Below are 25295 nucleotides of genomic sequence, written 5' to 3'. Positions count from 1 at the left end.
GGCTGATGGCCACCAAGAAAGAACTACTCCAACAAGAAGTTGCCAAAGCCGTCGGCGCAGGCAAGGCGGTCGCACTCGAAACCGTCGACTTCAACGACCCGAACCGCCCCAAGACCTGCCTGGAGGTGGATTTCCCCATCCTGCCGGTCAATCAGGTGGCGATCATCGAAGGCAACGCGGGCAAGCCGATCTACCAGATGTCGAAATGGTGGGCACGGCGGCGCTCCAGCGTGTTCCGTTCGATGTTGATCGCGGCAGCTACCAAAGCGCCGGACGACCCTTCGCACGCGGCCAAGCTGGTGTGGGACAACTACTACGCCAACCACCAGAAGAAAGGCGCGTTCAAGCACCTGAAGGTGGCGGACATCTTCATGGGCGGTGGCACCACGCTGGTGGAAGGCTCCCGCCTCGGGATGCAGATGGTCGGCAACGACCTCAACCCGGTCGCGTGGTTCGTGGTGAAGCAGGAACTGGCCAATGTCGATTTGGAGCAGGTGAAGAAGCTCCTCGCCGACATCGAGGCCGAGGTTAAGCCGCAGATCATGCCGTACTACTACTGCGACGGCCCGCAAGGAGAGAAAGGCACATGGACGCACCTGCCCACGGGCAAGGTGATGCCCGCCGATTTCGATCCGCTCGCCATTCCGCGCGGCGAGCGCAAGGACTACAAGTACGAAGGCCCGGAAATCATCTACACCTTCTGGGCCAAGCACGGGCCGTGTCAGGTGACCGGCTGCGGCCACCGCACGCCGATCATGACCAGCCCGGTGATGGCGGTGAAGGCGCTCACCGTCAAGCATTGGGTACACAACTGCGGCAAGTGTGGCGAGAGCTTCGACGTGGAGGAAGAAGCCGCGCGCATGGCACCCGATGCGCCGTTCTACGTCGCGCCCACCGAAGCTCCTTACTCCGTGCTTGACCGTAGGAAAGGCGTGATCTGCCCTCACTGCGGCCACACCGCGATGGCGAATCTGGGCAAGGGCAAGAACAAGAAGGTGGAACTGAGCCTGTTGGTGCATCCTCAATGGCTGGCGGGCGAAGCGAGGCAGGATGCAAACGGCCAGCCCTACGGCGGTTCGGCGCAGGACGACGTGACGGCGACCGCGCGCTGGGATGCGGCACGCGCCGCGAAGATTCGCCTGCTGGAGGTGCGCGGAGCGCTGCCGGATGAAGTGACCGACCCGGAAACGGGTATCACCTTTGCGCCCGAGAAAGGCACAGTGCCGAAGAAATCGCACTACGCCTGCTCGGCCTGCGGCACGGTGCAGGATGTTCTGACCACCATCAAGGCCACGGGCAAGACCGGGCCGATGGCAGCCTATGCGATACAGGGCTACGCCCCCAAGCGAGACGAAGCGGGCAAGCCTTACAGCGGTCGGTTCTTCGCTGCCTACGAAACGGCGCAAGCCCGGCAATACGAGAGCGCCTTAGCGGAATGGGAAGCACGCAAGGATGCTGACCTGAAGGATTACTGGCCGCGTTCCGAAGTGCCCTATGGTTTTATGACTCACATGAATAACGGTGGGATTCCAAACCACGGTTACACGCACTGGTGGACGATGTTCAGCGGCAAGCAATTGTTGATCGTCTCACAAATCTTGAAAGCCATTGTCACGCTTGGAGAATTTGATTTAGCCGTTCGCGAGTACGTGCTTGCGGTGTTTCAAAACTACGTTCGTTATCAGAATAGCTTCTGCTTTTGGCATGTCGGAAAGGACCACATCGTTCCGCACATGAGCAACAACAACTACCACCCCAAAAGCACAATTGTCGAGAATTCGGTCTTCCCTCCCACGGGCATGGGTAACTGGTATTCATGTACACAACCTTTGTTCGAAGCTGCCGAATGGCGAGGTCGTCCCTGGGACACAGTCAGCATCGCAAATTTGCATCGAATCGATTCGCGCCTTGCGGACAACTTCGCCTCGAAAGGCGACAAGACATTTCCCGATGATCCCTGCCTCGGTGCCACGACGTACTGTGGCTCTTCTACCGAGCTTGCGTTTGCGCCAGACTTGAGCCTCGACCTGGTTATTACCGATCCACCCTTCGGCGGCCTACTGCATTACTCGGAGCTGGCTGATTTCTTCTACGTCTGGCTGCGCCTCGCGCTGAAGGGAAAGTACCCCGAATACTTCAGCGCCGACTACACGCCCAAGTCGCTGGAGGCGGTCGCCAACCGCGCGCGCGAACCGGAAGACCCGGACGGCTTCTACCAGCGCTTGCTCACTCAGTGCTGGCGCGAGGCACATCGTGCGCTCAAACCTGGCGGCATCCTGGCTTTCACCTTCCACCACAGCGAGGACGAACCGTGGGTGGCGGTGCTGGAGTCGCTGTTCGACGCGGGCTACTACCTCGAAGCGACCTACCCCATCCGCTCTGACGAGACCAAGGGCGAAGGCTCGAAGCCGGGAACGTTTGGCTCACAGACCATCGAGTACGACATCATCCACGTCTGCCGCAAACGCACCGAAGAACCCAAGCCGGTGAGCTGGGGCCGGATGCGACGCGAGGTGATGGCCGATGTGCGCCAGTTGCAGGCGATGTTGGAGAACCACGCCAAGGAAGGCTTGCCCGCCGCCGACATCCAGGTGATCCGGCGCGGCAAGGCGCTGGAATACTTCTCGCGCCACTACGGCAAGGTGTATGTGGACGAAGGCCGGACCATCTCCGTTCGCGACGCGCTGGTGGGTATCAACCAGCTCATCGACGAAGATGCCGACAAGGGCAGGGAAGCGCCGCCGGTCAACGCTGAGCCGATCACACGCCAGTTCCTGCGCACCTTCGGAAACGCGCCTGAGTTGAAGCGCGACCAGTTGCAGAAGTTTCTCAAGGGCTCGATCACCACGCCGGACGAGTTCGTGCAACGCGGCTGGTGCACTGAGAAGAACAAGGTGTTCACCCGCGCCGACGCGCTGCAGTTCGCCCGCGAGTGGTCGGGCAAGCACCGCCGCAAGCTGACCTCCGATCTGGATCAGGCGCTGGTGCTGATCGGCGCGTGCTTCGACGGTAGCGGCATCAACGCCTCGGACACGCTGAAGAACGACAACTTCAAGCCGCACGTCGCGCTGAAGCCGCTGCTGGAATGGCTGCAACGCAACGGCCCGGATCAGACCACCCGCAACGCAGCCTCGCGTGCGGTGTCCATCCACAACGCATGGCACGCGAGCCAGGCACCCCAGCCCGCGCAGGGTTCCTTGTTCGATGACGAAGGGGAGTACGAACAATGAGACAACTGCGCGACCCGGTCTGGCAGGTGCGCGGCACCAGTTGGGTGTGGGACGAAGAGGCCCGCAACCAGATCTGCGCAGCCAGCGAGGTCTGGAGCCTGCGCCAGTTCCTCCGTGCGAAGGGAAACTGGCCGGACGACCTGCCCAGCAATGGCGGCAGGACGCTGGTGGTGGCTGGGCTGGATGGCAGCCTCGATCTGCTGACGCCGGGCGATGCCGAAGCGTGGCTGGGCGATGCGATCAAGCCCGCCATCCTGTCGTTTCAAGATGAGTTGGGAAGCGATGGCGCGCTGGTCTTCTGGCTACCCGGCGGCCACAGCCGCGTCAGGGCGAATACCGCCACCGATGAGGTGGGTTGGCTATGCCACGCGCCCCACGGGCATCAGATCGACCTCGGCCGCATCTTGTGGGGCCAAGCGAACGAGTACCCGCAGGAGATTCTGCTGCGCGACGGCGGCAGGCCCGCTGGCCTGTTCCACCTGCGGATTACTTGAGGGTGGCTGCGTGACGGCAGAGATTCAGTTCCAACCCGGCGAGCGCATCACTCACCACGAGTACGGACAGGGTGTCGTCCTCGACCCGGCGCGTGACGGCTATTTGCGCGCGTTCTTCGGCGTCGGCGAACGCCGGGTGCCGGTGGCGTCGCTGCGGCGCGAGCTCACGCGCACCGAGCGCATCCTGCGCGCCGTGGATGGCGGCGCGGAGCGCTCGCGCAAGGCATGGCTGTCCTACGAGGCGCACGCGCTGCCGGTGATGGAAAGCGCCTCGGCGCTGACCTCGGCCAAGATCGACCTGCTGCCGCATCAAGTGGTGCTGACGCACCGCATTGCCACCGCCTCGCCCCGACGCTACCTGATCGCTGACGAGGTGGGTTTGGGCAAGACGATCGAAGCCGCGCTGATCCTGCGCGAGTTGGCCAGTCGGGGCGAATTGACTCGTGCGCTGATGGTGGTGCCTGCGGGCCTTGTGAACAACTGGCACCGCGAGCTGAACGAGGTGTTCAACCTCGACTTCGAGGTGTTCGGCTCCGAGGGCGACATCACCGACCGCAAGACCAATGCATTCGCCAAGCACGACCGGCTAATCGCCAGCATCGACACGCTGAAGCGGCCGGAGCGCATCAAGCGCCTGCTGGATGCGCCGCGCTGGGATCTGGTGGTGTTCGACGAAGCGCATCACCTCACGGCCTACAAGACGGGCGGCAAGGTGCGAAAGACCGAGAACTACAAGCTGGCCGAAGCGCTGAAGGATCACTCGCGCGACCTCGTGCTGCTATCGGCCACGCCGCACCAGGGCAATCACTTTCAGTTCTGGATGCTGGCGCAACTGCTGAACCCGACGCTGTTCCGCAGCCCCGAGGAGATGTTGGAGGAGCGGCACCGGCTCAATACCGTAATGTTCCGCCGCACCAAGGCAGACGCCTGTCAGCCCGATGGCTCGCCGCTGTTCGCGCGGCGCTGGGTTCACACCGAATCCTTCGTGATGAACCCAGCGGAGCGGCTGTTCTACGAGAAGCTACGCGAGTACCTGGAGGACGGCTTCGACCTCGCGCGCCGCCAAGGCAACCAGGGGCGTGCGCTGGGCTTCCTGATGGCGATTTTCCAGAAGATCGCGGCATCGAGCTTCGCTGCCGTGCGTCGCACGCTCAAGCGCCGCCTGCTGATGCTCACGCTGCACGAAGCGTTTCTGCGCGACAAGGAACTGGACATCGAAGGCCGTGAGCGCCTGACCGAGGAAGCGCGAGAACTGATCCATCAGGAGTTCAACCTGTCCCGCGACAGCGTCGGGCGCAGCGAGGTAGATCGCGTGCTGGCCGATCTGAAGTACCGGCTGGTCAAGAAGCTGGACGAAGAGGCGCTGGAGATGGCTTCAGACCCTTACGGCAGCGAGTATTCGGCCACGCACGCCGAAGAAGCCGCGTCGGCGGTGGTGGACCTGCATCTGCCGGAGGAACGCCTGCGCATCGGCGACCTGCTGCGCGTGTTCCCGACAGAGCGCGAAACCAAGATGCAAAAGCTGCTCGACGGCTTGGGCACGCTGTGGCGGCAGAACCCCAACGAGAAGATCGTGATCTTCGCCACCTACCTCGGCACGGTGGACATGATCGCCCGCGAGATCGAGCAGACCTTTCCCGGCCAGGGCGTCGCCGTGCTGCGCGGCGGTGATCACGGTGCGAAGGTGGCGGCGGAGCGTCGCTTCCGCCTGAAGGACGGCCCGCGCGTGCTGGTCTGCACGGCGGCCGGGCGCGAAGGCATCAACCTGCAGTTCGCCCGCGTCTTGTTCAATTTCGACCTACCGTGGAACCCGATGGATATGGAGCAGCGCATCGGGCGCATCCATCGCTACGGCCAGAGCCATACCGCGCAGGTCTACAACCTCGTGCTGTCGGACACCATCGAAGGCCGCATCTTTTTGCTGCTCGACGAGAAGCTGACCGAGATCGCGCGCACGGTCGGCAAGGTGGATGAGCAGGGCAATGTGGCCGAAGACCTGCGTGCGCAGATTCTGGGGCAGTTGTCGGAACGCTTGAACTACGACCGCCTGTACCAGGAGGCGCTGTCCGACCCGGAGCTGAAGCGCACGCAGGTAGAGCTGGAGGCGGCGCTGTCGAACTCCCGCGAGGCGCGACAGGTGGTGTTCGACCTGTTCCAAAATCTCGACGGATTCAGTCTCGACGACTACAAGCCCTTCTCGGACGTGTCGTCTGGTCTGGATCGGTTGGTGCGCTTCCTCTCAGCGGCGGTCGCGGATCGCCAGCAGAAGTTGGTCAAAGTGGACGATGCGACCTACGACCTCGTCACCGCCGAAGGTACCCGCCGCGCCCGCTTCACACTGAGCCGCGAAGCCGCGACCAATCAGGACGATCTGCAGCTGATGGGCTTGGATCACCCCTTGGTGCAAGACGAGTTGGGTCGCTGGCGAAGCGTGCCGCCGGAGGAAGTCGGCATCGCCGTGTCCGGCGACGTCGACGAGCCAGTGCTGCTGTCGCTGTGGCTGGTTGAAGCATCCGCTGGCAAGGGCGAGCGCCGCGTGGTGGTGCAGCCCATCGCCGTCAAGCAGGACGGCACGCGCGTTCCAGCGGTCGAGCGCCTATGCGAGAAGTACCTGCGAGCGCCATCCGCCACGCGGACTTTCCAGCCGGAGCAACGGATCGACTTGTTTTCCGGGGTGGTCGAGCCGACCTTGCAACGGGAGCTGAAGCATAAAGGGGCGGCGAGCGGGGACGGCAGCTATTCGGCGGAGCTGATCGGCTACGTCGAAATCGCCGTAAGCGAGAACTGATGCTTGTAGCAGGCGAATTGGCTGGCCTTGAAGGCTGTGGCTATGTGGGGTGGCCACAGCCTTCGAGGCGAGGCCTAAGGGATTGACGAGACGATTAATTGGTAGCACGCTCTCCTCACGGAGCCTAGAAACTCCGCACACAGCGGTACCCACCTCCGACAAACCGGTGGGTTTTTTTGTGCTTGCATGCTTTAGGCAGGTGCAACCGACGCAACGTCTGTGTCGGGAGGGCGGTGAATACAACACCCGCAAGGGGAATAAGCCCGCCGGCTGTGTGCGGTTTCTAGCCTCCCGACTTCCCGTCCGCCATTTGCGGCGGACGGCCACTTCATGGAAGGAGAGGCGACGATGTCGGAATACAGAGCGGACGATCTTGAAATGGCGGGCTATTTTCTGCCCGAAGAAAGCCAGTTCCAGCTGGTGCGGCTGGGCGAGTTCATCAAGTTCCTCGCAAGACTGGCAGAGCCACGCAGCGTGGCCGAAGAGCGGGAGGCCGCGCCGAAGGTGCGAGCGGGCGAGCTAGCGGTGTGCATGGAATTGCTCGCGGAGCAGATGGACATGGTGCTACGCGAGGTGTCGTGGACGGCGCAGCGTCAGTCTCCGTATCAGCCACAGGGCTACGGCGCCGATAGCGGGGCGCCATGACGGGTCCTCCTCTGCGGTAGGCGAGTCGCCATTCGCCCATGCTTGCAGTCTCCGGTCGACGGAGTCGCCGCTGTTGTGCAGCCCGTCGCTTGCGGCTACCGGCGCCACCGCGGCCGGGCCGATGCCGTGTCCGCACTGATACATGTGAAGAGGGCGTGCGGCAACTACATCGAACGCACCGGCACCGACTGCGCCTGCACGGTCTCCTGCTGTTGGCTACGTTGCAGTTCCTCTGACCTGACTTGCTGCTGCACCGCCTCCAGTTGCGCGAAGCGCTGTTCCGCCGGTACCGCGAGCGCGTCCTGTATGGGCATGTGCGCTCGGTGTGCGGCGGGGTCGGGCGATGGGTGGCCGGTGCGCCACAGGTGCACCACCTCGCCGCTGCCCAAGGTGGCGGTTGGCTTGTTGGCGGCGATCTTCAGGTCGTCCCTCGCCGTGAATCCCTTTTCGCCCGCCAGCAGCAACAGGCTTGCGCTCAGCCGCTCGCTGTTCTCGTCCCACGGTTTGCCTGCTTGTTGATCCAGCCCGCGCACGCCATCGCGAATCTTCTCGAACAACGGGGTGTCGGGATGTCCAGGGTCGCCCGGCTGGGTGCGTCCTGCTTGCGACGGGGCGAGCTCGGGCGTTGGACTGATGTGCTGGTGGGAATCCTGGGTGTGTTGCAGCAGGCCGGGTGTTGGCGGGGTCGTACTGGTATCCCAGAACGCCTGAGGGGTGGCTGTGCTGCCTTGCGGCAAAGCGATGCCGTTGCGCTCCAGCAAGGTCTCATTGAAGTGCAGGCGTTGCATGTTCAGATGCATTTGCGGCGCGACGCCGCGGATGGAGTGCGCGTTTTCTCTGTCGATCTTGATCGCGCGGCTCAGTGCCAAGGCGCCGTAGTAATTGGGGTAGTCCGAGTCGCCGTGATAGCCGATGCCGGTTGTCTGATCCACTGACAGGCCAGGCGTGCCTTTGGGAAGCTTGTCGAAGTAGTAGTGCCCTTGTGCGGCAATGTTCTCCGGCGTCATCGGGAGCGAACCGTCCGCATTGAAGCTGAGTCCTGGTCGTGCTCTGGCTTGACTAGGATTGGCCGGGTCTGCTTCGACAAAGTCCTTGATGCGGCTATTCGGAATGCCTTTCATGGCGGTCAGATCGACCTGAGGGTTGATCTGACGCTCTCGATCGATCAATGCGTTCCAGCCCGAAATTTGTGCCTTGGCCTCATCCTCCCGGTTTCTTGCAACCAGGTTTTCGATAGGAACCGTGTAGTCGTTGATCGGATTGTTGTCGCTGGCGATCGCCTTCACGGCGGAATCGAATTGACGATAGGCGCCGACCATCGGCACTTGATTGAAGGCGTGTTGGGTCTCGTGGCCCAGTACGAATGTCAGGTCGGTAGCGCCGTTCTGATTGAACCGGCTTGGCGATTGCCCCAGCGTAGTAGGCGGGATGCTCATCGTCTTGTTTGCAGGATTGAAGGTTCCGCCTGCGACAGTTCCGCTAAGAGGTGCAAAATTCTCAAGCAACATGTGCTGTTGCCGGTTGCTACTGGTGTTGCTGTCGATCGTGGTGACCGCTCGCTTCATTTCGGTGGCCAGTGCGGGCGAGCTGTTGATCGTCGCTTGCAGATTGGTGACCATGTCTTGGGTCACCGCATGGCTTTGCTGGTTGGCGTCTACATAGGTGGTGTGAGCGAAGCGTATGCTCATCTCCTGCAGACGCAGAGTACCGCGCAAATCTTCTGCAGCGGCGGAGCCGGGTTGGAGTGTGGGAAGGGTGACAACCCCGGACGACTTGTCGTAAGACCCGATCAACGATTGGGAGCCGCTTTGGCTCAATGCGAAGCCGCTCAAATGACCGTTGGCAGCTTCTTGATTCAGGCGCTGTGTAAGGTCCTGATCTGCAGCAATGGTTGCGCGCAACTGTGCTGCCTGATCGGCGGTGACTCCGGGCTGGCTGCCGAATCGCGCCAAGGCCGCCTGCAACTGTGCGTTAGCTTCTGGCATTGTCGTCACCCTTCTAGTTTGTGGAGGCTGATCGCTTCGATGCAGGTTCCGCCAGGTGCGTCTGGAGACTTCAGTGCTTTGTTCTGGGGGATGATTTGGATGTAAAGATCGTTGCGCGAATAATAGAAGGAAAGCGCCCAGCCGAACTCGTTGTAGGACGTTGGCTCGGGCTTGAAGCCGTGCTTCTTCAAGGAGTCATCGTAGTTTTTCAATATCAGGTCGCATGGCGGTGAATTTGCTTCATTTGTACCTCCTGCTGCGGATATTTCCAGATTTACATTCGAGTATCTTGGAAATTTCTCGTCGAAGTTGTAGGTGAGGTTGTACTTCCAGTTTTCTTGGGAATTCAGTACGTAGAACCCGGAATTTTTCGCTTCATCCCTGGTGAATGGGACGTCCATGAGCCGTTGCAGCGACTCCGCGGACAGGTCATCGAATTTGTCGATAGTCTCTATCATCGCTAGGAAGCGATGGCCCAGTTCGGCTGGCGTCATTTCCGTGTGCTCCTTCATGTTTCCTGCTTGTCGCTCGTTGGCTGCCAAGCCGGTGGTTGCGCAGGATGTTGATAGAAAGATGATTGCTATGGCCAATGGAATCGTTGAAGTTGCTTTCACGTTGCCTGCTCCATTTTTGCTGGCCTGGACGTTGCTTCTTCTTGCGCCGCACAACGACGTCGACCTCAAACGTTTATGTTTGGGTGTCCCATGGATGTCTTCTTTTTGATCGGAGCAATGGTGCATACGCATCCACCATTTGCTTTGCATAAGCGTTAATAGCTCGTTGGCTTGCCGCTTTCGATAGGGTACTGCGCTGCCGGGCTGATGTCGTAGACCATGGGGATGGCACGGATCGCCTTCCGTTCAGGGCGTTTAGGGCCGACGCTGCGGATCTGCTGGACCATTGTGTCATCGGGGTGGTCGGCACGTGTGGGATCCGGTAAGTGCTGCCTTTCCTGCCCCTCCGCTGCGTGATACCGCAGCTCCTCGGTGCGTTCCGGCGACAGCATGCGGTTGCCGATGCCCGGTTCGAGGCGCCTAGGGAAGCGCTGCACCGGCACATCCATTAGTTCGCCGAAGGTGCGGTAGGCGGAGTTGCTGTTGATGGTCTCGCCGAAGACCTTGAAGCCGTAGTTCGGATAGTCGCGGTCCTGGGCGTTGAGTTCCTGCACGGCGCGCACCGCGGTGTTCCAGCGCTCCAGGATCTCGTGCTTGTCGCCGGTGGCGACCGTGCGCGCCGGTTGGCCGTCGCGGATGTAGCTGGTGCTGTCGACCTTTTCGCCGATGGAGCGGGCGTACGCAGGATCGTGCGGGTGGTGCCAGGCGCGCAGCGAGTGCCGGGTGGCGTGGGTGCCGATGGGGATGGCCTGGCCGGTCTGGCGATCGGTGGCCAGGCCATGCAGTTCCGCCACGGCCTTGCCGTGTTCGTCCCGTAACACCCAGAAGGCGTGGCCGGCGATGCCGATGACGCCGAGCGAGCGGGCTTCGATGGCGTAACTGGGCATGGTCATGTCCTTCCTTGATCGCTGTGATGGCGCGGGCGGCAGAACTGCCGTGTCCTATTCGGGCTCACTGCGATTGCGCGGCGATACAGCGGTCCAGCGCGATCTTGAGATCCTGCATCGCCTTGTCGACACCCAGGTCGACGAAATAGGCGCCGGCGCCCTTGAGGGCGAGCCTGGCCTGGTTGGCGCCCGGTGGGCGCTCCAGGCGCAGGCGAAAACCGCTGCGGTTCGTTTCCGGAAAATCGCCCGATTCCAGGATGCCTCGCGCCGGGTCTTCGCGGGTGACCTTGGGCCAGGAGCTGCTCGTCTCCGACAGGGTGGCGATGCTGGATTCGGCGCAGTCGAACAGGCGCTGGTTGGGCAGCTCGGCCGGGACGCTCATCACCGCCGAGGCCGTGGGCGTCTTGCGGGTGGCAGAGGGCATGCTGCATGCGCTGGCGACCAGCGCCAGGCCGGCGAATTGGGCGATGCGGTGCCATGGCGTCATGAGGACGTTCCTTGCGTGCGCGGTGGCGAGCTTCCTGCTCGGCGCATGATGCCGGATGCGTCTTGGGCTGTTGCGCGGTCAGCGCCGTGCGCGACGCCAGGCGATCAGGGCCACGGCAGCCAGGGCGGCGACGGTGCCGACGGCGGCGACCTGTGCGGCGCGCTTGGCGCGTTGTTCGCGCAGGCGCAGGGCGTCGCCGCTGGCGTTGTCGGCGGACAGCGGCGAGCGGTACACGCTGTGCGCGGCGGCGCGGCCGGAGACGGCGGCGCGGCGTGCGGGCGGGGTCGGGGCACTGTCGGTGGCGGTGTCGTCCACGGCGTGGACGGTGTCGGTGATCATGGTGGGTTGCATCCTCGGCGCTGCGTTCATGCGTGTCTGTCGATCGAGCGGTCGGTCGGTTGGTGGCTGACGCCCTATCTTTCCAAGCGCCACGTTAACGCGGCGCGGGGGAAAAGTAATGTGCAGGCGCCCCGGGTCCCGCTGGCGTTGGCTCAGCCGACCTGGCGGACCATCAGCAACACGCGGCTGCCGTAGGAATCGGCTTCCTGCACGGGCTGCCAGCCGTGGCGTGCGTACAGGCCGCCGTCCAAGTGCTCGGTCTGCAGGTACAGGGCGTCCAGGCCCAGGTCCGCGGCGTCGGCCAGGGCATGGGCGAGCAGGCGACCGGCGATGCCGCGCCCTCGATAGGCATCGGCGACGTACATGCCGCCCAACCAGTACGGATATTGCGGAAAGGCGTCCATTTCCCGGTATTTCAGCTGCACGGCGGCGATCAGTCGACGGCCGTCGAAGGCCGCCAGCACGCGCGGCAGGCCGTGCGCATCCGGGGCGCGCTGGAGCTGGCGCAGTTCGTCGTCCAGCGAGAAGCCGGCCTCGCGACCCCAGGCCGCGTGGTACCAGGCGGCGATCTGCGGCAGTTCCGGGGCGTGTTGGTCGAGATGACGGACGTTCATGCGTGCGAGCGTTGCGGTGGTGCGTGAACAGGGAAGTGTAAGCGGGGAACGCGCCTGGACCAGGGCAGGGCTGCGCGGCAGCCCGCGTCCGTGCGGGCTGTCGGCCCATCACGCATGCAATGGGACGCCACACGCGGCTTGAACAGCAGCCACGTCCACCCGCGTCTCCACGCGCTCACGCCGACAAGTTTGGCGATAATGCCGGACTGTTCCGTCAGGATCGCCGCATGACCGCTCTCACCGAACGTTACGCGCGCGCCGTGGACTACGCGCGCATCGCCCACGCCGGCCAGTTCCGCAAGGGCGGCACGGTGCCGTATCTGAGCCACGTGCTGGGCGTGTCGACGCTGGTGCTGGAGGCCGGCGGCGACGAGGACCAGGCGATCGCGGCGCTGCTGCACGACGTGGTGGAGGATTGCGGCGCCGGCCATGAGGGCGTGATCCGCGCGCAGTTCGGCGAGGTGGTGGCGGACATGGTGATGGCGTGTACCGACGCCACGGCCGAGCGCAAGGCGGTGCCCGCGGACGTGCCGGCCAAGCGCCGCGACTGGCGCATCCGCAAGCAGGCGTACCTGGCGCACTTGGCCGAGGCCCCGGACGCGGTGCTGCTGGTGTCGGCCTGCGACAAGCTCTACAACGCGCGCAGCATCGTCGCCGACCTGGAAGACCCCGAGGTCGGCACCGCGGTGTTCGAGCGCTTCACCGCCGGCCGCGACGGCACGCTGTGGTACTACCAGGCGCTGCATGCGATCTATGCCGAACGCGGCGTGGCGGTGCTGCGCGCGTTCGCCAGTGCGGTGACGCGGATGCAGGCGCTGGCGGCGCGCGCTGAGGATGCCGACACGCTGACGGCGCCCGTGGTGGGTTGATCTCCGCCTCAACGGCGCTGCGTGCCGCTACGCTACCGAACACGCCGCAGCAAAGTCGCCGCGACACGCCCATGGCAGCCGACCGGCTAAGCTTGCGCGCTCCTTCGCGTTGCCGGTCCTGCCCATGTCCACGCCTCCCGCTTTCGCCGCTTCCGGCTTCGTGCGCGTCCGTGGCGCGCGCGAGCACAACCTCAAGGATGTGGACGTGGAGCTGCCGCGCGATGCGCTGGTGGTGTTCACCGGCGTGTCTGGTTCGGGCAAGTCGTCGCTGGCGTTCGGCACGCTGTTCGCCGAGGCGCAGCGGCGCTATCTGGATTCGATCTCGCCGTATGCGCGGCGCCTGATCGACCAGGCCGGCGTGGCCGACGTGGACGCCATCGACGGCCTGCCGCCGGCGGTGGCGCTGCAGCAGCATCGCGGCGCGCCGAGCACGCGCTCGTCGGTCGGTAGCGTCACCACCATCTCCAACTCGCTGCGCATGCTGTATTCGCGTGCCGGCACCTATCCGCCGGGGCAGGACATCATCCACGCCGACGGCTTCTCGCCGAACACGCCGGCCGGTGCCTGCCCCACCTGCCATGGGCTGGGGCGCATCTACGACGCGACCGAGGCGTCGATGGTGCCGGACCGTTCGCTGAGCATCCGCGAGCGCGCGGTGGCGGCGTGGCCGCCGGCCTGGCACGGGCAGAACCTGCGCGACATCCTCACCACGCTCGGCCACGATGTCGACGTGCCGTGGGCGAAATTACCGAAGAAGACCCGCGACTGGATCCTGTACACCGACGAGCAACCGACCGTGCCGGTGTATCCCGGCTTCACCCTGGCCGAGACCCAGCGTGCGCTCAAGCGCAAGCAGGAGCCGGCGTACATGGGCACCTTCAGCAGCGCGCGCCGTTACGTGCTGCATACCTTCGCCAGCACGCAGAGCGCGCTGATCAAGAAACGCGTGGCGCAATACCTGATCAGCACCGCGTGCCCCAGTTGCGACGGCAAGCGGCTGCGCCGCGAGGCGCTGTCGGTGACCTTCGCCGGGCTGGACATCGGCGCACTGTCGCAGCGCCCGCTCGGCGAGGTGGCCGAGCTGCTGCGGCCCGCGGCGGAAGGCCGCATGCAGGGCCGATCGCGGCATCCGGAGCAGGCGCTGGCCGCGCAGCGCATCGCCCAGGACCTGCTGGCGCGGATCCAGGTGGTGGAGGCGTTGGGCCTGGGTTATCTGACCCTGGAGCGCAGCACGCCGACGCTGTCGCCCGGCGAACTGCAGCGGCTGCGCCTGGCCACGCAGATCCGCTCGCAACTGTTCGGCGTGGTCTACGTGATGGACGAGCCGTCGGCAGGCCTGCATCCGGCCGACACGCAGGCGTTGCTGGGCGCGCTGGACCAGCTCAAGGGCGCGGGCAATTCGCTGTTCGTGGTCGAGCACGAGATCGACGTGATCCGTCATGCCGACTGGATCGTCGATGTCGGCCCCGGTGCCGGCGAGCACGGCGGGCAGGTGCTGTACAGCGGTCCGCCGGTGGGATTGGCGCAGGTGCAGGCCTCGTCCACGCGCCGCTACCTGTTCGCCGAACCGCACGCCGCTGCGCATGCGCCGCGCTCGCCGGAGGCCTGGCTGCAGTTGCGCGAGGTCAGCCGCAACAACGTGGTCGCGCTGGACGTGGACATCCCGCTGGGCGTGTTCACCACGGTCACCGGCGTGTCCGGCTCGGGCAAGTCCTCGCTGGTCAGCCAGGCGCTGGTGGAATTGCTGGGCACGCAACTGGGGCAGGCGCCGGCCGAGGCGGACGAGGAACTGGATCCGCTGGAGCGCGGTGCGCGTGTCGCCACCGATGGCTACATTGCCGGCGGCCTGGAACACGTGCGGCGGCTGGTGCAGGTGGACCAGGCGCCGATCGGGCGCACGCCGCGCTCCAACCTGGCGACCTACACCGGCCTGTTCGACCATGTGCGCAAGCGTTTTGCGGCCACGCCGGCAGCGCGCAAGCGCAAGTACGACGCCGGGCGCTTTTCGTTCAACGTGGCCAAGGGCCGCTGCGAGACCTGCGAAGGCGAGGGCGCGGTGAGCGTGGAGCTGCTGTTCATGCCTAGCGTGTATGCGCCGTGCCCGACCTGCCATGGCGCGCGCTACAACGCCAAGACGCTGGAGATCGAACTGCGCGGCCAGAACATCGCACAGGTGCTGCGCATGACCGTGGCGCAGGCGCTGGATTTCTTTGCCGACGATGCGGCGATCGCGCGGCCGCTGCAGGTGCTGATGGAGGTGGGTCTGGGCTATCTGCGCCTGGGCCAGCCGGCCACCGAACTGTCCGGCGGCGAGGCGCAGCGGATCAAGCTGGCCAGCGAGCTGCAGCGCGCACAGCGCCGCGGCACCGTGTACGTGCTGGACGAACCCACCACCGGCCTGCATCCGGCCGACGTGGACACGCTGCTGCGGCAATTGCGCGGGCTGGTGGAGGCGGGCAACACCGTGGTGGCGGTGGAGCACGACATGCGCGTGGCCGCGGCCAGCGACTGGATCATCGACATGGGGCCAGGCGCGGGCGGGGCGGGCGGCAAGGTCGTGGCGGCGGGCGTACCGGGAGTGGTGGCGACGCATGCAGGCAGCCGAACGGCGCCTTTCCTGGCTGCGGAATTGGCGGGGTAGTCGCGCGCGTCGCGGCGCGTGGTCTTCGTCAGTTCCGACACGGCGAGGGCATGCCGGAATGCACGATGATGCAGTCGCAGCGAGCGAAGCCTGCCGGGTGCCTGACCCTGCAAAGCGTCGGGACTGAAGTCCCTCCCACAGTGCACCCGGGTAAGGCTTCGCACGGCTCTGCGGGAAGGGCTCCGTGTAGTCTGAAAACCGCCTGGAGCCGCTCCCGCGATGAGGTCCCATGCCGCATCGCGCATCGCGCATCGCGCATTGTGACGCGACAGCCCGCAGTGCCGCCGACGTGAAACGCCGCCCACGTTGGCCACGCGCGGGCCACGGTGGCGACCGCGTGGCCGCCACCGCCAGCGGTTGCCGAGGCTGCGGCGATCAGCCCAGCAGTTCGAAGCTGGCCGTCAGCCCCGGTGCCTGCGCCGAGGGCGCGACCCACAGATCGAACTGGCCCGGTTCCACCGTCGGCTTGAGCGCCTGGCCCACGAACAGCAGATCCTCGCGGCGCAGCACGAAGTCCACGCTGGCGCTGCCGCCGGCCGGCACCGCGACCTTGCGGAAATCCTTCAGTTCGCGCACCGGGCGGGTGATGCTGGCGCTGCGGTCGCGGACGTACAGTTGCACCACTTCCTCGGCGTCGCGGTGGCCGCGGTTGTGGATGCGTGCGGCGATCTTCAGCGTGCCGCCGGCGGCCAGCCGCGACGTGCTCAAGGTCAGTTCGCCGTATTCGATGCGGCCATAGGTCAGGCCGTGGCCGAACGGGAACAGCGCGGTGTTGGAGATCGTGCGGTAGTGGGTGGTGAAGGGCGTCAGCGCGTTCGGGCGCGGATCCGGGCGACCGGTGGGCTTGTGCGCGTAGTAGTACGGCGACTGCCCGGATTCGTGCGGGAAGCTCACCGGCAGGCGCCCGGAGGGGCCGTGCACGCCGAGCAGGATGTCGGCCAGCGCCGGGCCGGAGGCCGAGCCGAGGAACCAGCTGACCAGGATCGCCGGCGCGTCCAGCACCGCGCCGTCGAGCACCAGCGCACGGCCATTGCTGAGCACCACCACCACCGGCGTGCCGGTGGCCGCCACGGCGGCCAGCAGCGACTGCTGCGCGCCGGGGATGCTGATGTCGGTGCGCGACTGCGCTTCGCCGGAGTAGCGCAGCGGTTCGCCGATCGCCAGGATCGCCACGTCGGCGGCGGTCGCCGCGGCCACCGCCGCCTGCACGCCGCCCGGCAGTGCGTGTTCGAACGCGCAGCCTTCCACCACCTGCAACGCGGCCGGATCGGCCAATTGCGCGCGCAGGGCCGTGGCCAGGTCGTTGCCGCTGTCGTCGCCGCCGAACAGCGTCCACGGTCCGGCGCTCTCCACCCAGTTGCTGGCCATCGGCCCGATCAGCGCGATGCGCTGGCCCTGGCGCTTGAGCGGCAGCAGTTCGCCCTCGTTCTTGAGCAGCACCACCGATTTGCGTGCGGCCTCGTGCGCCAGTGCCAGCGTCTCCGGGCGCCGCTGCCGCGCCTGCGCGCGCTCGGGCACGATGCGCAGGAACGGGTCGTCGAACAGGCCCAGCGCGGCCTTGAAGCGCAGCACGCGGCGCACCGCGTCGTCCAGCCGCGCCATCGGCACCGCACCGTCGGCGACCAGGCCAGGCAGGTGCTGCAGGTACAGCCCGCTCTGCATGCTGATGTCCACGCCGGCCAGGAACGCCAGCCGCGCCGCGTCGCGCGCATCGCGGGCGTAGCCGTGCGCGACCAGTTCCAGGTCGCCGGTGTAGTCGGAGACGACCAGGCCGCTGTAGTTCCACTCGCCGCGCAGCACCTGGCTCAGCAGCCAGGTGTTGGCGGTGGCGGGCACGCCGGACAGCTCGTTGAAGGAGGCCATGGTGGTCACCGCGCCAGCGCCGAAGGCGGCCTGGAACGGCGGGAAATACACCTCGCGCAGGGTGCGCTCGGAGATGTCGACGGTGTTGTAGTCCAGGCCGGCCTCGGCCGCGCCGTAGGCGGCGAAGTGCTTGGCGCAGGCGGCCAGCGCATCGGCATGGTCGATGCCCTCGCCCTGGAAGCCGCGCACGCGGGCCTCGGCGAAACGCCGGCCCAGCAGCACGTCCTCGCCGCTGCCTTCCACGCCGCGGCCCCAGCGCGCATCGCGGGCGATGTCGACCATCGGCGCGAAGGTCCAGTCGATGCCGACCGCGCTGGCTTCCAGTGCGGCGGCACGCGCGGTGCGTTGCGCCAGCTCCGGCTCGAAGCTGGCGGCTTCGCCCAGCGGCACCGGGAACACGGTGGTGAAGCCGTGGATCACATCGGCGGCGAACAGCATCGGGATCTTCAGCCGGCTCTCCAGCGCGGCCTGCTGCAGTTGCTGGTGCCAGCGCACGTTGGAGCCGTTGAAGATGCCGGTCAGGCGTCCGGCGCGCGCCGCGGCCAACTGGCCCTCGGCGGTGGGGCGCACGTTGACCGGATTGGCGGCGGCCGCCGCATCGGTCTGCTGCGCCGAACCGAACAGGGTCAGCTGGCCGGCCTTCTCTTCCGGCGTCATCCGCGCGATCAGCGCATCGATGAAGGCCGGCGTCTTCGCCGGCGTACGCGGCAGGGCCAGGCCCATCGGCACGTGCGACAGCAACGCGAACGAACCGGCGCCGAGCAACAGCCCGCGCCGCGTGGTACGAAACGTCATCGGCAAATCCCCTGTTTGGACCCCGATGGTCACGCTACCTCATCGGGAGCGAGAAGTTGTGATGCGGTGCACGATAATCGTGGGTCGGCAGGCGCGCTCCCTGGAACATCACCAGGCAGCCGCGTGATCGCGATGGGGCGACCGGCAGGGGCGATGCCGTCGCCAATCTGGGCGTAGACGTCGCGCTTGGCGCGGCCGCGCCTTGCTTGCTCAGCCCGCTACCAATCCAGCGTTTCCAGAAAGCGCGCGGCCTCGACGTCGCTGCCCAGATAGGCGGCCAGCGACGCGGCGACCGCGTTGCGGGCAGTGGCGCACAGCGCGGCGCTGTCGTCGAATGCGGCATCGCCGAGTTCGGCCATGGTGTTGGCCATGGTCGCCAGACCACCGAATGCGATCTCCAGGCTGGCGGCCAGCGGTCGGGGGCGCCATGCGCCGGCCCCGTGGAACGCGAACAGCACGCCGCCGCTGGCGGTGTCGAGGATGACAGGGTCCGCGCCCTGGTCCGCGATCACCAGCCAGTGGTCGTGCCAGGCGGCAATGGGCTTGCCGTCGATCGCGTTCCAGCGGTAGCCGGCCTGCAGCGCCCACAGCTTGCACAACGGCGGAATGTCGAGCGGGTTGCCGCCGAGTTGCAGCGACAGGCCGGTCGGGCCGGCCGTGGCGTCGCGGATGTCGCCCCATGGCCCCACCTGCGCATAAAAGTCGGCGAGCACCTGTGGCAGCGGCAGCGTGCCCTGCCAGTCGGATGCAGGTTGCGGACGCAGTTCGCCCCAGGAGGCGAGCAGCTTGCGGAGGGTGGCGTAGGACATCGGGCGTGTGGCGACAGTCGACCTGAGGCGCATTATGCCCGGCGCGTGTCGCGCGCCGGGTGCGTGATGCGGTGCCGGTAGTGCTTGCGTAGTGGAAGCAGGCGCGTGGCTGCCGGATCGCCAGGATCCGTTCCTGCTCTTGCTTCTGCGCCCAACCGGCGCGGTACATCGTCCACAGGAAACTCGGCTTGATCCAGCTCATCCGGTCGTAGCTGAACTCGCCGCCGAAGCGCCGGTGGTCCAAGGCGAACGGCGTAATCGCAGGGCGATCCACCTGGTAGACATCGATCGCATCGGTGTCTAAGCACGACAGGACGTCACGGCACTGGCGCGGCCAGGTGAGCTGCAGGCAGCGCAAGGAAGGGGATGCAGCGTCGCGCAGCCTACGTCGTCGCAGCAACGTCGTCGATCCGCTGCCGCGTTTCTCGTATCGGCTGGATGCCGCGCGATGCGTTCGCCTGGATCGGGACGCCAGCCGTAACGCCTCCTCTCAGGGCTGAAGCCTCGATGGCAGGCGCGCTTGCGCGGAGGTGCTTGCCGCCGTGAGAGCGGCGCTGACTTCCTGTGGGATCCAGTTGCCCGCCGGCGTCGTCGAAAGGCATGCCCAGCGGGACACGCAACGAGCAGGGCCGATCCATGCAGCGCCCTGGGTGCTTTCGCGCGTGCGGCCGCACTGAATCACTCAGCCTGCGCTCGCCTCCAGACTCGCGCGCTGAGACCCGCACTGGCTACCCTGGTGCACCCCGTTCCTCGGAGCCCCCATGAGCCGACGTTCCGGCAGCGCCGATCTGCCCCTGCACGGCGGTCGCGTGCCGCACTGGCTGGGCGCGCGCATGACCCGGCTCGGCGCGGTGATGTGCCAGGCCATCGTGCACAGCTATGGCCGCGACGAATTGCTGCGGCGCCTGGCGCATCCGTTCTGGTTCCAGTCGCTGGGGGCGGTGATGGGCATGGACTGGCATTCCTCCGGCATCACCACCAGCGTGCTGGGCGCGCTCAAGCGCGGCCTGGCGCCGCTGTCCGGCGAACTGGGCATCCACGTGTGCGGCGGCCGCGGGCGGCATTCGCGGGCCACGCCGGACGAGCTGCAGGCGGTGGGCGAGCGCACCGGCCTGGACGGCGCGGACCTGGCGCGGGTCAGCCGCCTGGTGGCCAAGGTCGACAGCGCCGCGGTGCAGGACGGCTTCGACCTGTACCTGCACGGCTTCATCGTCAGCGACGACGGGCGCTGGGTGGTGGTGCAGCAGGGCATGCACGGCGCGCGCAAGCAGGCACGCCGCTATCACTGGCTGTCGGAAGGCCTGAGCAGCTTCGTCGATGCACCGCATGCAGCGATCGACGGCCCGCGCCAGGGCCGCATCGTCAATCTCGCCGATCATCGCGCCGCCGCCGCGCGTGCGGCGCAGGTGGAGCTGCTGCAGACGCTGGCACCGGAGCGCATCGCCCGCGAATACGCTGCGCTGGAGGCCGCGCAGACGCCGGCATCGGCCGCCGCGGCGCCGACCCACGCCGCGCAGGGGCGGGGCGCCACCGCGCCGGCCGCCGATGCGCTGTTCGCGGAGACCGGCGACTTGTTCGCGCCGGCGGCCACCACGGTGCCCGAGCGCAGGCCGGCCGACCTGCCGCATCTGTCGCTGCCCGACCACCACGACGTGCGCGGCAGCGACATCGTGGTGCGGCGCCTGCACGGTGCGCTGGTCGCCGCTGCCGAATGCGGCCCGCGCGATTTCGCCGACCTGCTGCAGGTGCCGGGCGTCGGCGCGCGCACGGTGCGCGCGCTGGCGCTGGTGGCCGAGGTGCTGCACGGCGCGCCGTGCCGTTTCAGCGATCCGGCACGGTTCTCGCTGGCCCATGGCGGCAAGGACCGGCATCCGTTCCCGGTGCCGACGCGGGTCTACGACCACACCATCGGCGTGCTCAAGACGGCGGTGGCGCAGGCCAAGCTGGGCCGCGAAGAGAAACTGGACGCGATCCGCCGCCTGGACGCGCAGGCGCGCCTGCTCGAACCGACCGCGCGCGGGCCGTCGGTGGACGACTACATCGCCGAGGAACGCGCGCAGTCGCACGCCTATGGCGGGCGCAGTGTGTTCGGCTGGGAGCCGGCGCCGGCGCCGGAGGCTGTGGCGGAGCGGCGCGCCGCACGCGCAAAGCGAGCGCTCGGCTAGTGGCCTGGGTACGACGCGATCGAACCGGCTGTCGGGTGTCGCGCAGGCGTCGACGGCGATTCGCCCGCAATGTGCAAGTCCATCTGCGCAACCGACCTCGTTGCAGTCGGGACTGAAGTCCCTCCCACAAGCAGGGACTTGTGGTCAGCGCTGCCGTCGGCACTCGCGCACAAGATCACGGTTGCGCCTCTCCGGGAGTCCGCTGTCATGCGATAGCGCTGGTCGGAGGAGGGAACGCGGTCTGAGCGCGTGCCAGGTTCCTCCCGTTCGAGCGATCGCCCGTATCATGGCCGCCCCCGGCGCACGGCGTCGTTGGCTCCGAACGACGCGTACGCAGAAGGACGTTTTCCCCAGCATGTGGTCTGCCATCAGCAACTTCGGCGACGCGGCGATGACGCTGCCGCTCGCGCTCGTCTGCGCACTGTGGCTGGCGCTGGGTAGCGCGGGATGGCGTGCCGCGGCGACGTGGCTTGGCCTGCTGGCGAGCGCCGCGGCCCTGGTCGGGGCGACCAAGATTCTCTACGCCGGCTGTGGGGTGGAGCTGCGCGCGCTGCAGTTCCGGGTGATCAGTGGACACACCATGCTCGCCGCCTGCGTATGGCCGATGGTCTGCATGCTGTGCCTGCGCGCCCGTCCGCGGCCGCGGCTTGCGATCGCCTGCGGTTTCGCCATCGCCAGCGTGATCGCCATTGCCCGCGTCTACGCGCGAGCGCACAGCCTGTCCGAGGTCGCTGCCGGTGTGGTGGTCGGGGCCGCGACGACGGCGTGCTATCTGCAGTGGCGCGGTGCGCCGCAGTTGCCCGCGCGCCTGCGCATGTACGCCATTGTGTCGGTGGTCCTGGTCGGCACGTTGATGTACGGACGACACGCGTCGATCCAGCATGCCATCCAGACCTATTCGCCGGCGTTGTGCGGTCGCGACAGCTGATGGCGCCGTCTTCCGCGTGCAGGCATATGCACGTGCGCTTCGCCTGTCGTATGCCTGCTCTTGACCTGCGCGTTGCTACACCCGGAGCCGATGGCCGTCGTGGCCGCTTTCAGGAGATGTATCGATGCCGGAGCAATCCACCACCACCCGTGCGCGCCGCGCCAAGCGCGAAGGCAAGGCCGGCACGACCCAGGCCGGCGAGTTCGTGCGCGAGGAGATCGACCGCGTGCGCGAGGGCAAGACCCAGGTGAAGTCGACCAAGCAGGCGATCGCCATCGGCCTGTCCAAGGCGCGCCGCGCCGGGGTCAAGACCGGCGCGTCGAAGACCGCGTCGAAAGCCACCAGGAAGAAGGTTGCGCAGGAAGAGGCCAAGGGCGGCAAGCAGGCCAAGCCGTCGCCAACGCGCTCGCGCGGCGCCAAGAAGGCGCTGAAGACCGCCAGCAAGGGCAAGAGCGCAACGCAGACGGTGGGCAGCCAGGCGCTGTCGACGCAGACCAAGCGCGCAGCGAAGAAGCGCAGCGCCAGCAGCCGCTCGGCCGCGGCGAAGAAGGCCGCGCAGACCAAGGGGGCGACGGTGCGCAAGAGCGCGGCCAAGAAGGCTGCGAAGACCCGGGCCAAACAGGCCGGTACGCGAACGGCTGCCGCGAAGCAGCGCACGGCGAAGACCGCTTCGGCCAGGAAGACGACGGCCAAGCAGGCCGCGAGCAAGGAGGCGGCGAGCAAGACTTCTTCGGCAAAGAAGACTGCGACCAAGAAGACGGCATCGAAGAAGACGGCATCCAGAAAGACAGCGTCGAAAAAGTCGACGGCGAAAACCGCGGTCGCCAGGAAGACACCAGCGAAGAAGAGCGCATCCAGCAAACGCACGACCAGCAAGCGCGCAGGCAAGACGTCGTCCGCGCGCACACGCAGTTCGCGCTCGAGCGGCTAGTCGCTCCATGGCGCGCGGCGGCGGATGCCACCGCCGCGCGTCGACGCATCCGCGATCGGCGCGACTCGCCGTGGTCTTACAGTTCGGTGTACTTGGTGATGCGGCCCTTGGCGCGCTCCACCGGATACTTGGCGGCGTTGGCCAGCATCTTGCGTTGCGCGGCGTCGATCGGATCGATCTCCAGCTTGTCGCACAACTGCACCAGATACAGCAGCACGTCGGCGATCTCGCTGCCGACCTGCTGCTTTTTTTCTGCAGACAGTTGCTTGCTCTGCGCATCGTCCAGCCACTGGAAGTGCTCCAGCAATTCCGCCGCTTCCACCGACAGCGCCGCGGCGAGATTGCGCGGACTGTGGAACTGACCCCAGTCGCGGGCGTCGGCGAAGGCGCGCTGGGCGGCCTGCAGGTCGTGGAGGCTGTCGGGCATGGCATCGGCTCGCAGTGGGGACGGCGCATGGTAAAGCAGCAATCACGCGCGCAGGCACTGCGGTCGCGACATCGGACTCACGGCGTGGTCACCGACGATGCACGGCATCGGCGGCGACACTGCGGGCACGTGTTCGCAGACGAAAGGACCTACCCATGCAAGCTCTGACCTATCACGGCACCCGGGACGTGCGCGTGGAAACCGTTCCCGACCCGGTGCTGGTCGAGACCGACGACATCATCCTGCGCGTCACCGCCACCGCGATCTGCGGCTCGGACCTGCATCTGTACCGCGGCAAGATTCCCGATCTGCACACCGGCGACGTGCTCGGGCACGAGTTCATGGGCGTGGTGGAAGACGTCGGCCCGGACGTGCAGCGGGTGAAGAAGGGCGACCGCGTGGTGATCCCGTTCGTGATCGCCTGCGGCGAGTGCTTCCATTGCCGCCTGACCGAATATGCCGCCTGCGAGACCACCAACCCCGGCAAGGGCGCGGCGCTGAACCAGAAAGGCATCCGCCCACCGGCGGCGCTGTTCGGCTACAGCCATCTGTACGGCGGCGTGGCCGGTGGCCAGGCGGAGTACGTGCGCGTGCCCAAGGCCAATGTCGGCCCGTTGGTGGTGCCGGACGTGCTGCATGACGAGCAGGTGCTGTTCCTGTCCGACATCCTGCCCACCGGCTACCAGGCGGCGGTCAACGCGGGCGTGCGTCAGGGCAGCACCGTCGCGATCTTCGGCGCCGGCCCGGTCGGGCTGATGACCGCGGCCTGCTGCCGCATGCTCGGCGCCGAGCGGATCTTCATGGTCGATCGCTATCCGTACCGGCTCGACTTCGCCCAGCGCACCTACGGGGTGATTCCGCTGAACTTCGAGGAGATCGACGATCCGGCCGACATCATCGTCGGCCAGACCGACGGGCGTGGCGTGGATGCCAGCATCGACGCGGTGGGCTTCGAGGCCAAGGGCAGCACGGTGGAGACGGTGATGGCCACGCTGAAGCTGGAAGGCAGCAGCGGCACGGCGCTGCGCCAGTGCATCGCCGCCACCCGCCGCGGTGGCACGGTCAGCGTGCCGGGCGTGTATGCCGGTTTCATCCACGGTTTCCTGTTCGGCGACGCCTTCGACAAGGGGCTGAGCTTCAAGATGGGCCAGACCCATGTGCAGCGTTTCATGCCCGAACTGCTGGAGCACATCGGCGAGGGCCGGCTGCGGCCCAACGAGATCATCACCCACCGTCTGAGCCTGGCCGAGGCGGCGCAGGGGTATTCGATCTTCGACAAGAAGGAGCAGGATTGCCGCAAGGTGATCCTGACGCCGTGACCGTGGTGTGGCCGGGTGCCCCATGGCGGGTCACCCGGCCCCGGGCCCGCGCCTGAAGGTGTCGGAACGGGCGTAAAGCATGGTGCGTTGCACCACCTGCGAGGCGGTCCTGCGCGCCCGGGCATCGGTGTTCGGCCTGCCTGGCGCGAGTGGGGGACATAGCGCCAACCGTCCGTCGCGAGCAGGTGAAGATTTCACGCCTCCTTCACCTTGCTCCGATGTAGACGCGCCGCCCCGAGGCTCGGGATAAGTTTTTCCCGCCGTCGCTGTCAGGCGCCCACGCGGGAGTGGCCCGCCCGCTTCTTGTCAAGTGCGTGACAAGCTTTTTGACCACGAATCAATGACTTGGATGTTCCGGTGCGGTGAGGGTGGCATCGGCGGCTTGTCCACAGGGGGTGTGGATGACTTCTGCATAAGGTTGTGGATAAGGCCAATGCCGGCCCGTGACACAACAGTGTCAAGAGG

18 protein-coding genes and 1 pseudogene are annotated in these 25295 nt (G+C 66.5%); 10 read left to right on the top strand and 9 right to left on the bottom strand.

What is annotated here, in order from left to right; all coding sequences use genetic code 11:
* Nucleotides 1-5: 5 nt before the first annotated feature.
* The 4 genes from CEK65_RS12985 to CEK65_RS12970 all read left to right on the top strand — a co-directional run bounded on the left by CEK65_RS12985 (nt 6) and on the right by CEK65_RS12970 (nt 7157).
* Nucleotides 6-3230, top strand: a complete 3225-nt coding sequence (locus CEK65_RS12985) for a DUF1156 domain-containing protein (protein WP_152182005.1) — start codon at nt 6-8, stop codon at nt 3228-3230.
* On the top strand, nt 3227-3724 hold the full coding sequence (locus CEK65_RS12980) for a hypothetical protein (RefSeq protein ID WP_152182004.1): 498 nt from the start codon (nt 3227-3229) through the stop codon (nt 3722-3724). Before CEK65_RS12985 ends, CEK65_RS12980 begins: the two co-directional genes overlap by 4 nt.
* 10 nt (nt 3725-3734) lie before the next feature.
* A complete protein-coding gene (locus tag CEK65_RS12975) occupies nt 3735-6512 on the top strand; it encodes an SNF2-related protein (protein WP_152182003.1) in 2778 nt (925 codons plus the stop codon).
* A gap of 348 nt (nt 6513-6860) precedes the next feature.
* The gene (locus tag CEK65_RS12970; RefSeq protein WP_226980572.1) at nt 6861-7157 is read left to right on the top strand and encodes a hypothetical protein; all 297 of its coding nucleotides are present in this window, start codon (nt 6861-6863) and stop codon (nt 7155-7157) included.
* A gap of 164 nt (nt 7158-7321) precedes the next feature.
* On the opposite strand, the gene CEK65_RS12965 is transcribed toward CEK65_RS12970, so the two are convergent.
* The 6 genes from CEK65_RS12965 to CEK65_RS12940 all read right to left on the bottom strand — a co-directional run bounded on the left by CEK65_RS12965 (nt 7322) and on the right by CEK65_RS12940 (nt 12083).
* On the bottom strand, nt 7322-9142 hold the full coding sequence (locus tag CEK65_RS12965; RefSeq protein ID WP_152182001.1) for an XVIPCD domain-containing protein: 1821 nt from the start codon (nt 9140-9142) through the stop codon (nt 7322-7324).
* A gap of 5 nt (nt 9143-9147) precedes the next feature.
* Nucleotides 9148-9888 carry a hypothetical protein gene (locus CEK65_RS12960; RefSeq protein WP_152182000.1) on the bottom strand — a complete coding sequence of 247 codons (741 nt, stop codon included), beginning with the start codon at nt 9886-9888 and terminating at the stop codon, nt 9148-9150.
* 23 nt (nt 9889-9911) lie between these two features.
* On the bottom strand, nt 9912-10643 hold the full coding sequence (locus CEK65_RS12955; RefSeq protein ID WP_226980571.1) for a hypothetical protein: 732 nt from the start codon (nt 10641-10643) through the stop codon (nt 9912-9914).
* 64 nt (nt 10644-10707) lie between these two features.
* Nucleotides 10708-11130 (bottom strand): hypothetical protein, encoded by a 423-nt coding sequence (locus tag CEK65_RS12950; protein WP_152181999.1) that lies wholly within the window; start codon nt 11128-11130, stop codon nt 10708-10710.
* Nucleotides 11131-11208: 78 nt separating this feature from the next.
* A complete protein-coding gene (locus tag CEK65_RS12945) occupies nt 11209-11469 on the bottom strand; it encodes a hypothetical protein (RefSeq protein WP_226980570.1) in 261 nt (86 codons plus the stop codon).
* A gap of 152 nt (nt 11470-11621) precedes the next feature.
* Complete coding sequence (locus tag CEK65_RS12940) at nt 11622-12083, bottom strand: GNAT family N-acetyltransferase (RefSeq protein ID WP_152181997.1); 462 nt, start codon at nt 12081-12083, stop codon at nt 11622-11624.
* Nucleotides 12084-12310: 227 nt separating this feature from the next.
* On the opposite strand from CEK65_RS12940, the gene CEK65_RS12935 reads away from it, so the two are divergent.
* Nucleotides 12311-12952 (top strand): HD domain-containing protein, encoded by a 642-nt coding sequence (locus CEK65_RS12935; protein WP_152181996.1) that lies wholly within the window; start codon nt 12311-12313, stop codon nt 12950-12952.
* 124 nt (nt 12953-13076) lie between these two features.
* Nucleotides 13077-15593, top strand: a complete 2517-nt coding sequence (locus CEK65_RS12930) for an excinuclease ABC subunit UvrA (protein ID WP_152181995.1) — start codon at nt 13077-13079, stop codon at nt 15591-15593.
* 375 nt (nt 15594-15968) lie between these two features.
* Here CEK65_RS12930 and CEK65_RS12925 read toward each other — a convergent pair whose 3' ends face one another.
* Complete coding sequence (locus tag CEK65_RS12925; RefSeq protein WP_152181994.1) at nt 15969-18251, bottom strand: glycoside hydrolase family 3 N-terminal domain-containing protein; 2283 nt, start codon at nt 18249-18251, stop codon at nt 15969-15971.
* A gap of 210 nt (nt 18252-18461) precedes the next feature.
* Nucleotides 18462-19418, bottom strand: coding sequence for a DUF4291 family protein (locus CEK65_RS21340; RefSeq protein WP_343192914.1), 957 nt, complete (start codon nt 19416-19418; stop codon nt 18462-18464).
* Nucleotides 19419-19821: 403 nt separating this feature from the next.
* On the opposite strand from CEK65_RS21340, the gene CEK65_RS12910 reads away from it, so the two are divergent.
* From CEK65_RS12910 to CEK65_RS21000, 3 genes and pseudogenes are all read left to right on the top strand, one after another.
* Complete coding sequence (locus tag CEK65_RS12910) at nt 19822-21225, top strand: DUF763 domain-containing protein (RefSeq protein ID WP_152181992.1); 1404 nt, start codon at nt 19822-19824, stop codon at nt 21223-21225.
* Nucleotides 21226-21511: 286 nt separating this feature from the next.
* The gene (locus CEK65_RS12905) at nt 21512-22153 is read left to right on the top strand and encodes a phosphatase PAP2 family protein (RefSeq protein ID WP_226980569.1); all 642 of its coding nucleotides are present in this window, start codon (nt 21512-21514) and stop codon (nt 22151-22153) included.
* 124 nt (nt 22154-22277) lie between these two features.
* Nucleotides 22278-22793, top strand: a pseudogene (locus tag CEK65_RS21000) (DUF6496 domain-containing protein); the annotation flags it as partial.
* 367 nt (nt 22794-23160) lie between these two features.
* On the opposite strand, the gene CEK65_RS12895 reads toward CEK65_RS21000, so the two are convergent.
* A complete protein-coding gene (locus CEK65_RS12895; RefSeq protein ID WP_150411117.1) occupies nt 23161-23511 on the bottom strand; it encodes a nucleotide pyrophosphohydrolase in 351 nt (116 codons plus the stop codon).
* Between the two features lie 155 nt (nt 23512-23666).
* Here CEK65_RS12895 and CEK65_RS12890 point away from each other — a divergent pair, with 155 nt between their 5' ends.
* Complete coding sequence (locus CEK65_RS12890) at nt 23667-24830, top strand: zinc-dependent alcohol dehydrogenase (protein WP_152181990.1); 1164 nt, start codon at nt 23667-23669, stop codon at nt 24828-24830.
* The last annotated feature ends 465 nt before the right edge of the window (nt 24831-25295 follow it).

The organism is Xanthomonas sp. LMG 12459, from assembly GCF_009192905.1.
GTDB classification, from domain to species: Bacteria; Pseudomonadota; Gammaproteobacteria; order Xanthomonadales; family Xanthomonadaceae; genus Xanthomonas_A; species Xanthomonas_A sontii.
Note: the sequence above shows the minus strand (reverse complement) of the source record. Positions and strands in the feature narration are given on the sequence as shown.

Bases quoted from the DNA above. Each gene is read 5' to 3' on its own strand.
- CEK65_RS12940 (WP_152181997.1), bottom strand. From the start codon at position 12,083: ATGAACGTCCGTCATCTCGACCAACACGCCCCGGAACTGCCGCAGATC.
- CEK65_RS12895 (WP_150411117.1), bottom strand. From the start codon at position 23,511: ATGCCCGACAGCCTCCACGACCTGCAGGCCGCCCAGCGCGCCTTCGCC.
- CEK65_RS12970 (WP_226980572.1), top strand. From the start codon at position 6,861: ATGTCGGAATACAGAGCGGACGATCTTGAAATGGCGGGCTATTTTCTG.
- CEK65_RS12950 (WP_152181999.1), bottom strand. From the start codon at position 11,130: ATGACGCCATGGCACCGCATCGCCCAATTCGCCGGCCTGGCGCTGGTC.
- CEK65_RS12905 (WP_226980569.1), top strand. From the start codon at position 21,512: ATGGCCGCCCCCGGCGCACGGCGTCGTTGGCTCCGAACGACGCGTACG.
- CEK65_RS12925 (WP_152181994.1), bottom strand. From the start codon at position 18,251: ATGACGTTTCGTACCACGCGGCGCGGGCTGTTGCTCGGCGCCGGTTCG.
- CEK65_RS12890 (WP_152181990.1), top strand. From the start codon at position 23,667: ATGCAAGCTCTGACCTATCACGGCACCCGGGACGTGCGCGTGGAAACC.
- CEK65_RS12985 (WP_152182005.1), top strand. From the start codon at position 6: ATGGCCACCAAGAAAGAACTACTCCAACAAGAAGTTGCCAAAGCCGTC.
- CEK65_RS12955 (WP_226980571.1), bottom strand. From the start codon at position 10,643: ATGCCCAGTTACGCCATCGAAGCCCGCTCGCTCGGCGTCATCGGCATC.
- CEK65_RS12930 (WP_152181995.1), top strand. From the start codon at position 13,077: ATGTCCACGCCTCCCGCTTTCGCCGCTTCCGGCTTCGTGCGCGTCCGT.
- CEK65_RS12945 (WP_226980570.1), bottom strand. From the start codon at position 11,469: ATGATCACCGACACCGTCCACGCCGTGGACGACACCGCCACCGACAGT.
- CEK65_RS12910 (WP_152181992.1), top strand. From the start codon at position 19,822: ATGAGCCGACGTTCCGGCAGCGCCGATCTGCCCCTGCACGGCGGTCGC.
- CEK65_RS12980 (WP_152182004.1), top strand. From the start codon at position 3,227: ATGAGACAACTGCGCGACCCGGTCTGGCAGGTGCGCGGCACCAGTTGG.
- CEK65_RS12960 (WP_152182000.1), bottom strand. From the start codon at position 9,888: ATGCGTATGCACCATTGCTCCGATCAAAAAGAAGACATCCATGGGACA.
- CEK65_RS12965 (WP_152182001.1), bottom strand. From the start codon at position 9,142: ATGCCAGAAGCTAACGCACAGTTGCAGGCGGCCTTGGCGCGATTCGGC.
- CEK65_RS12935 (WP_152181996.1), top strand. From the start codon at position 12,311: ATGACCGCTCTCACCGAACGTTACGCGCGCGCCGTGGACTACGCGCGC.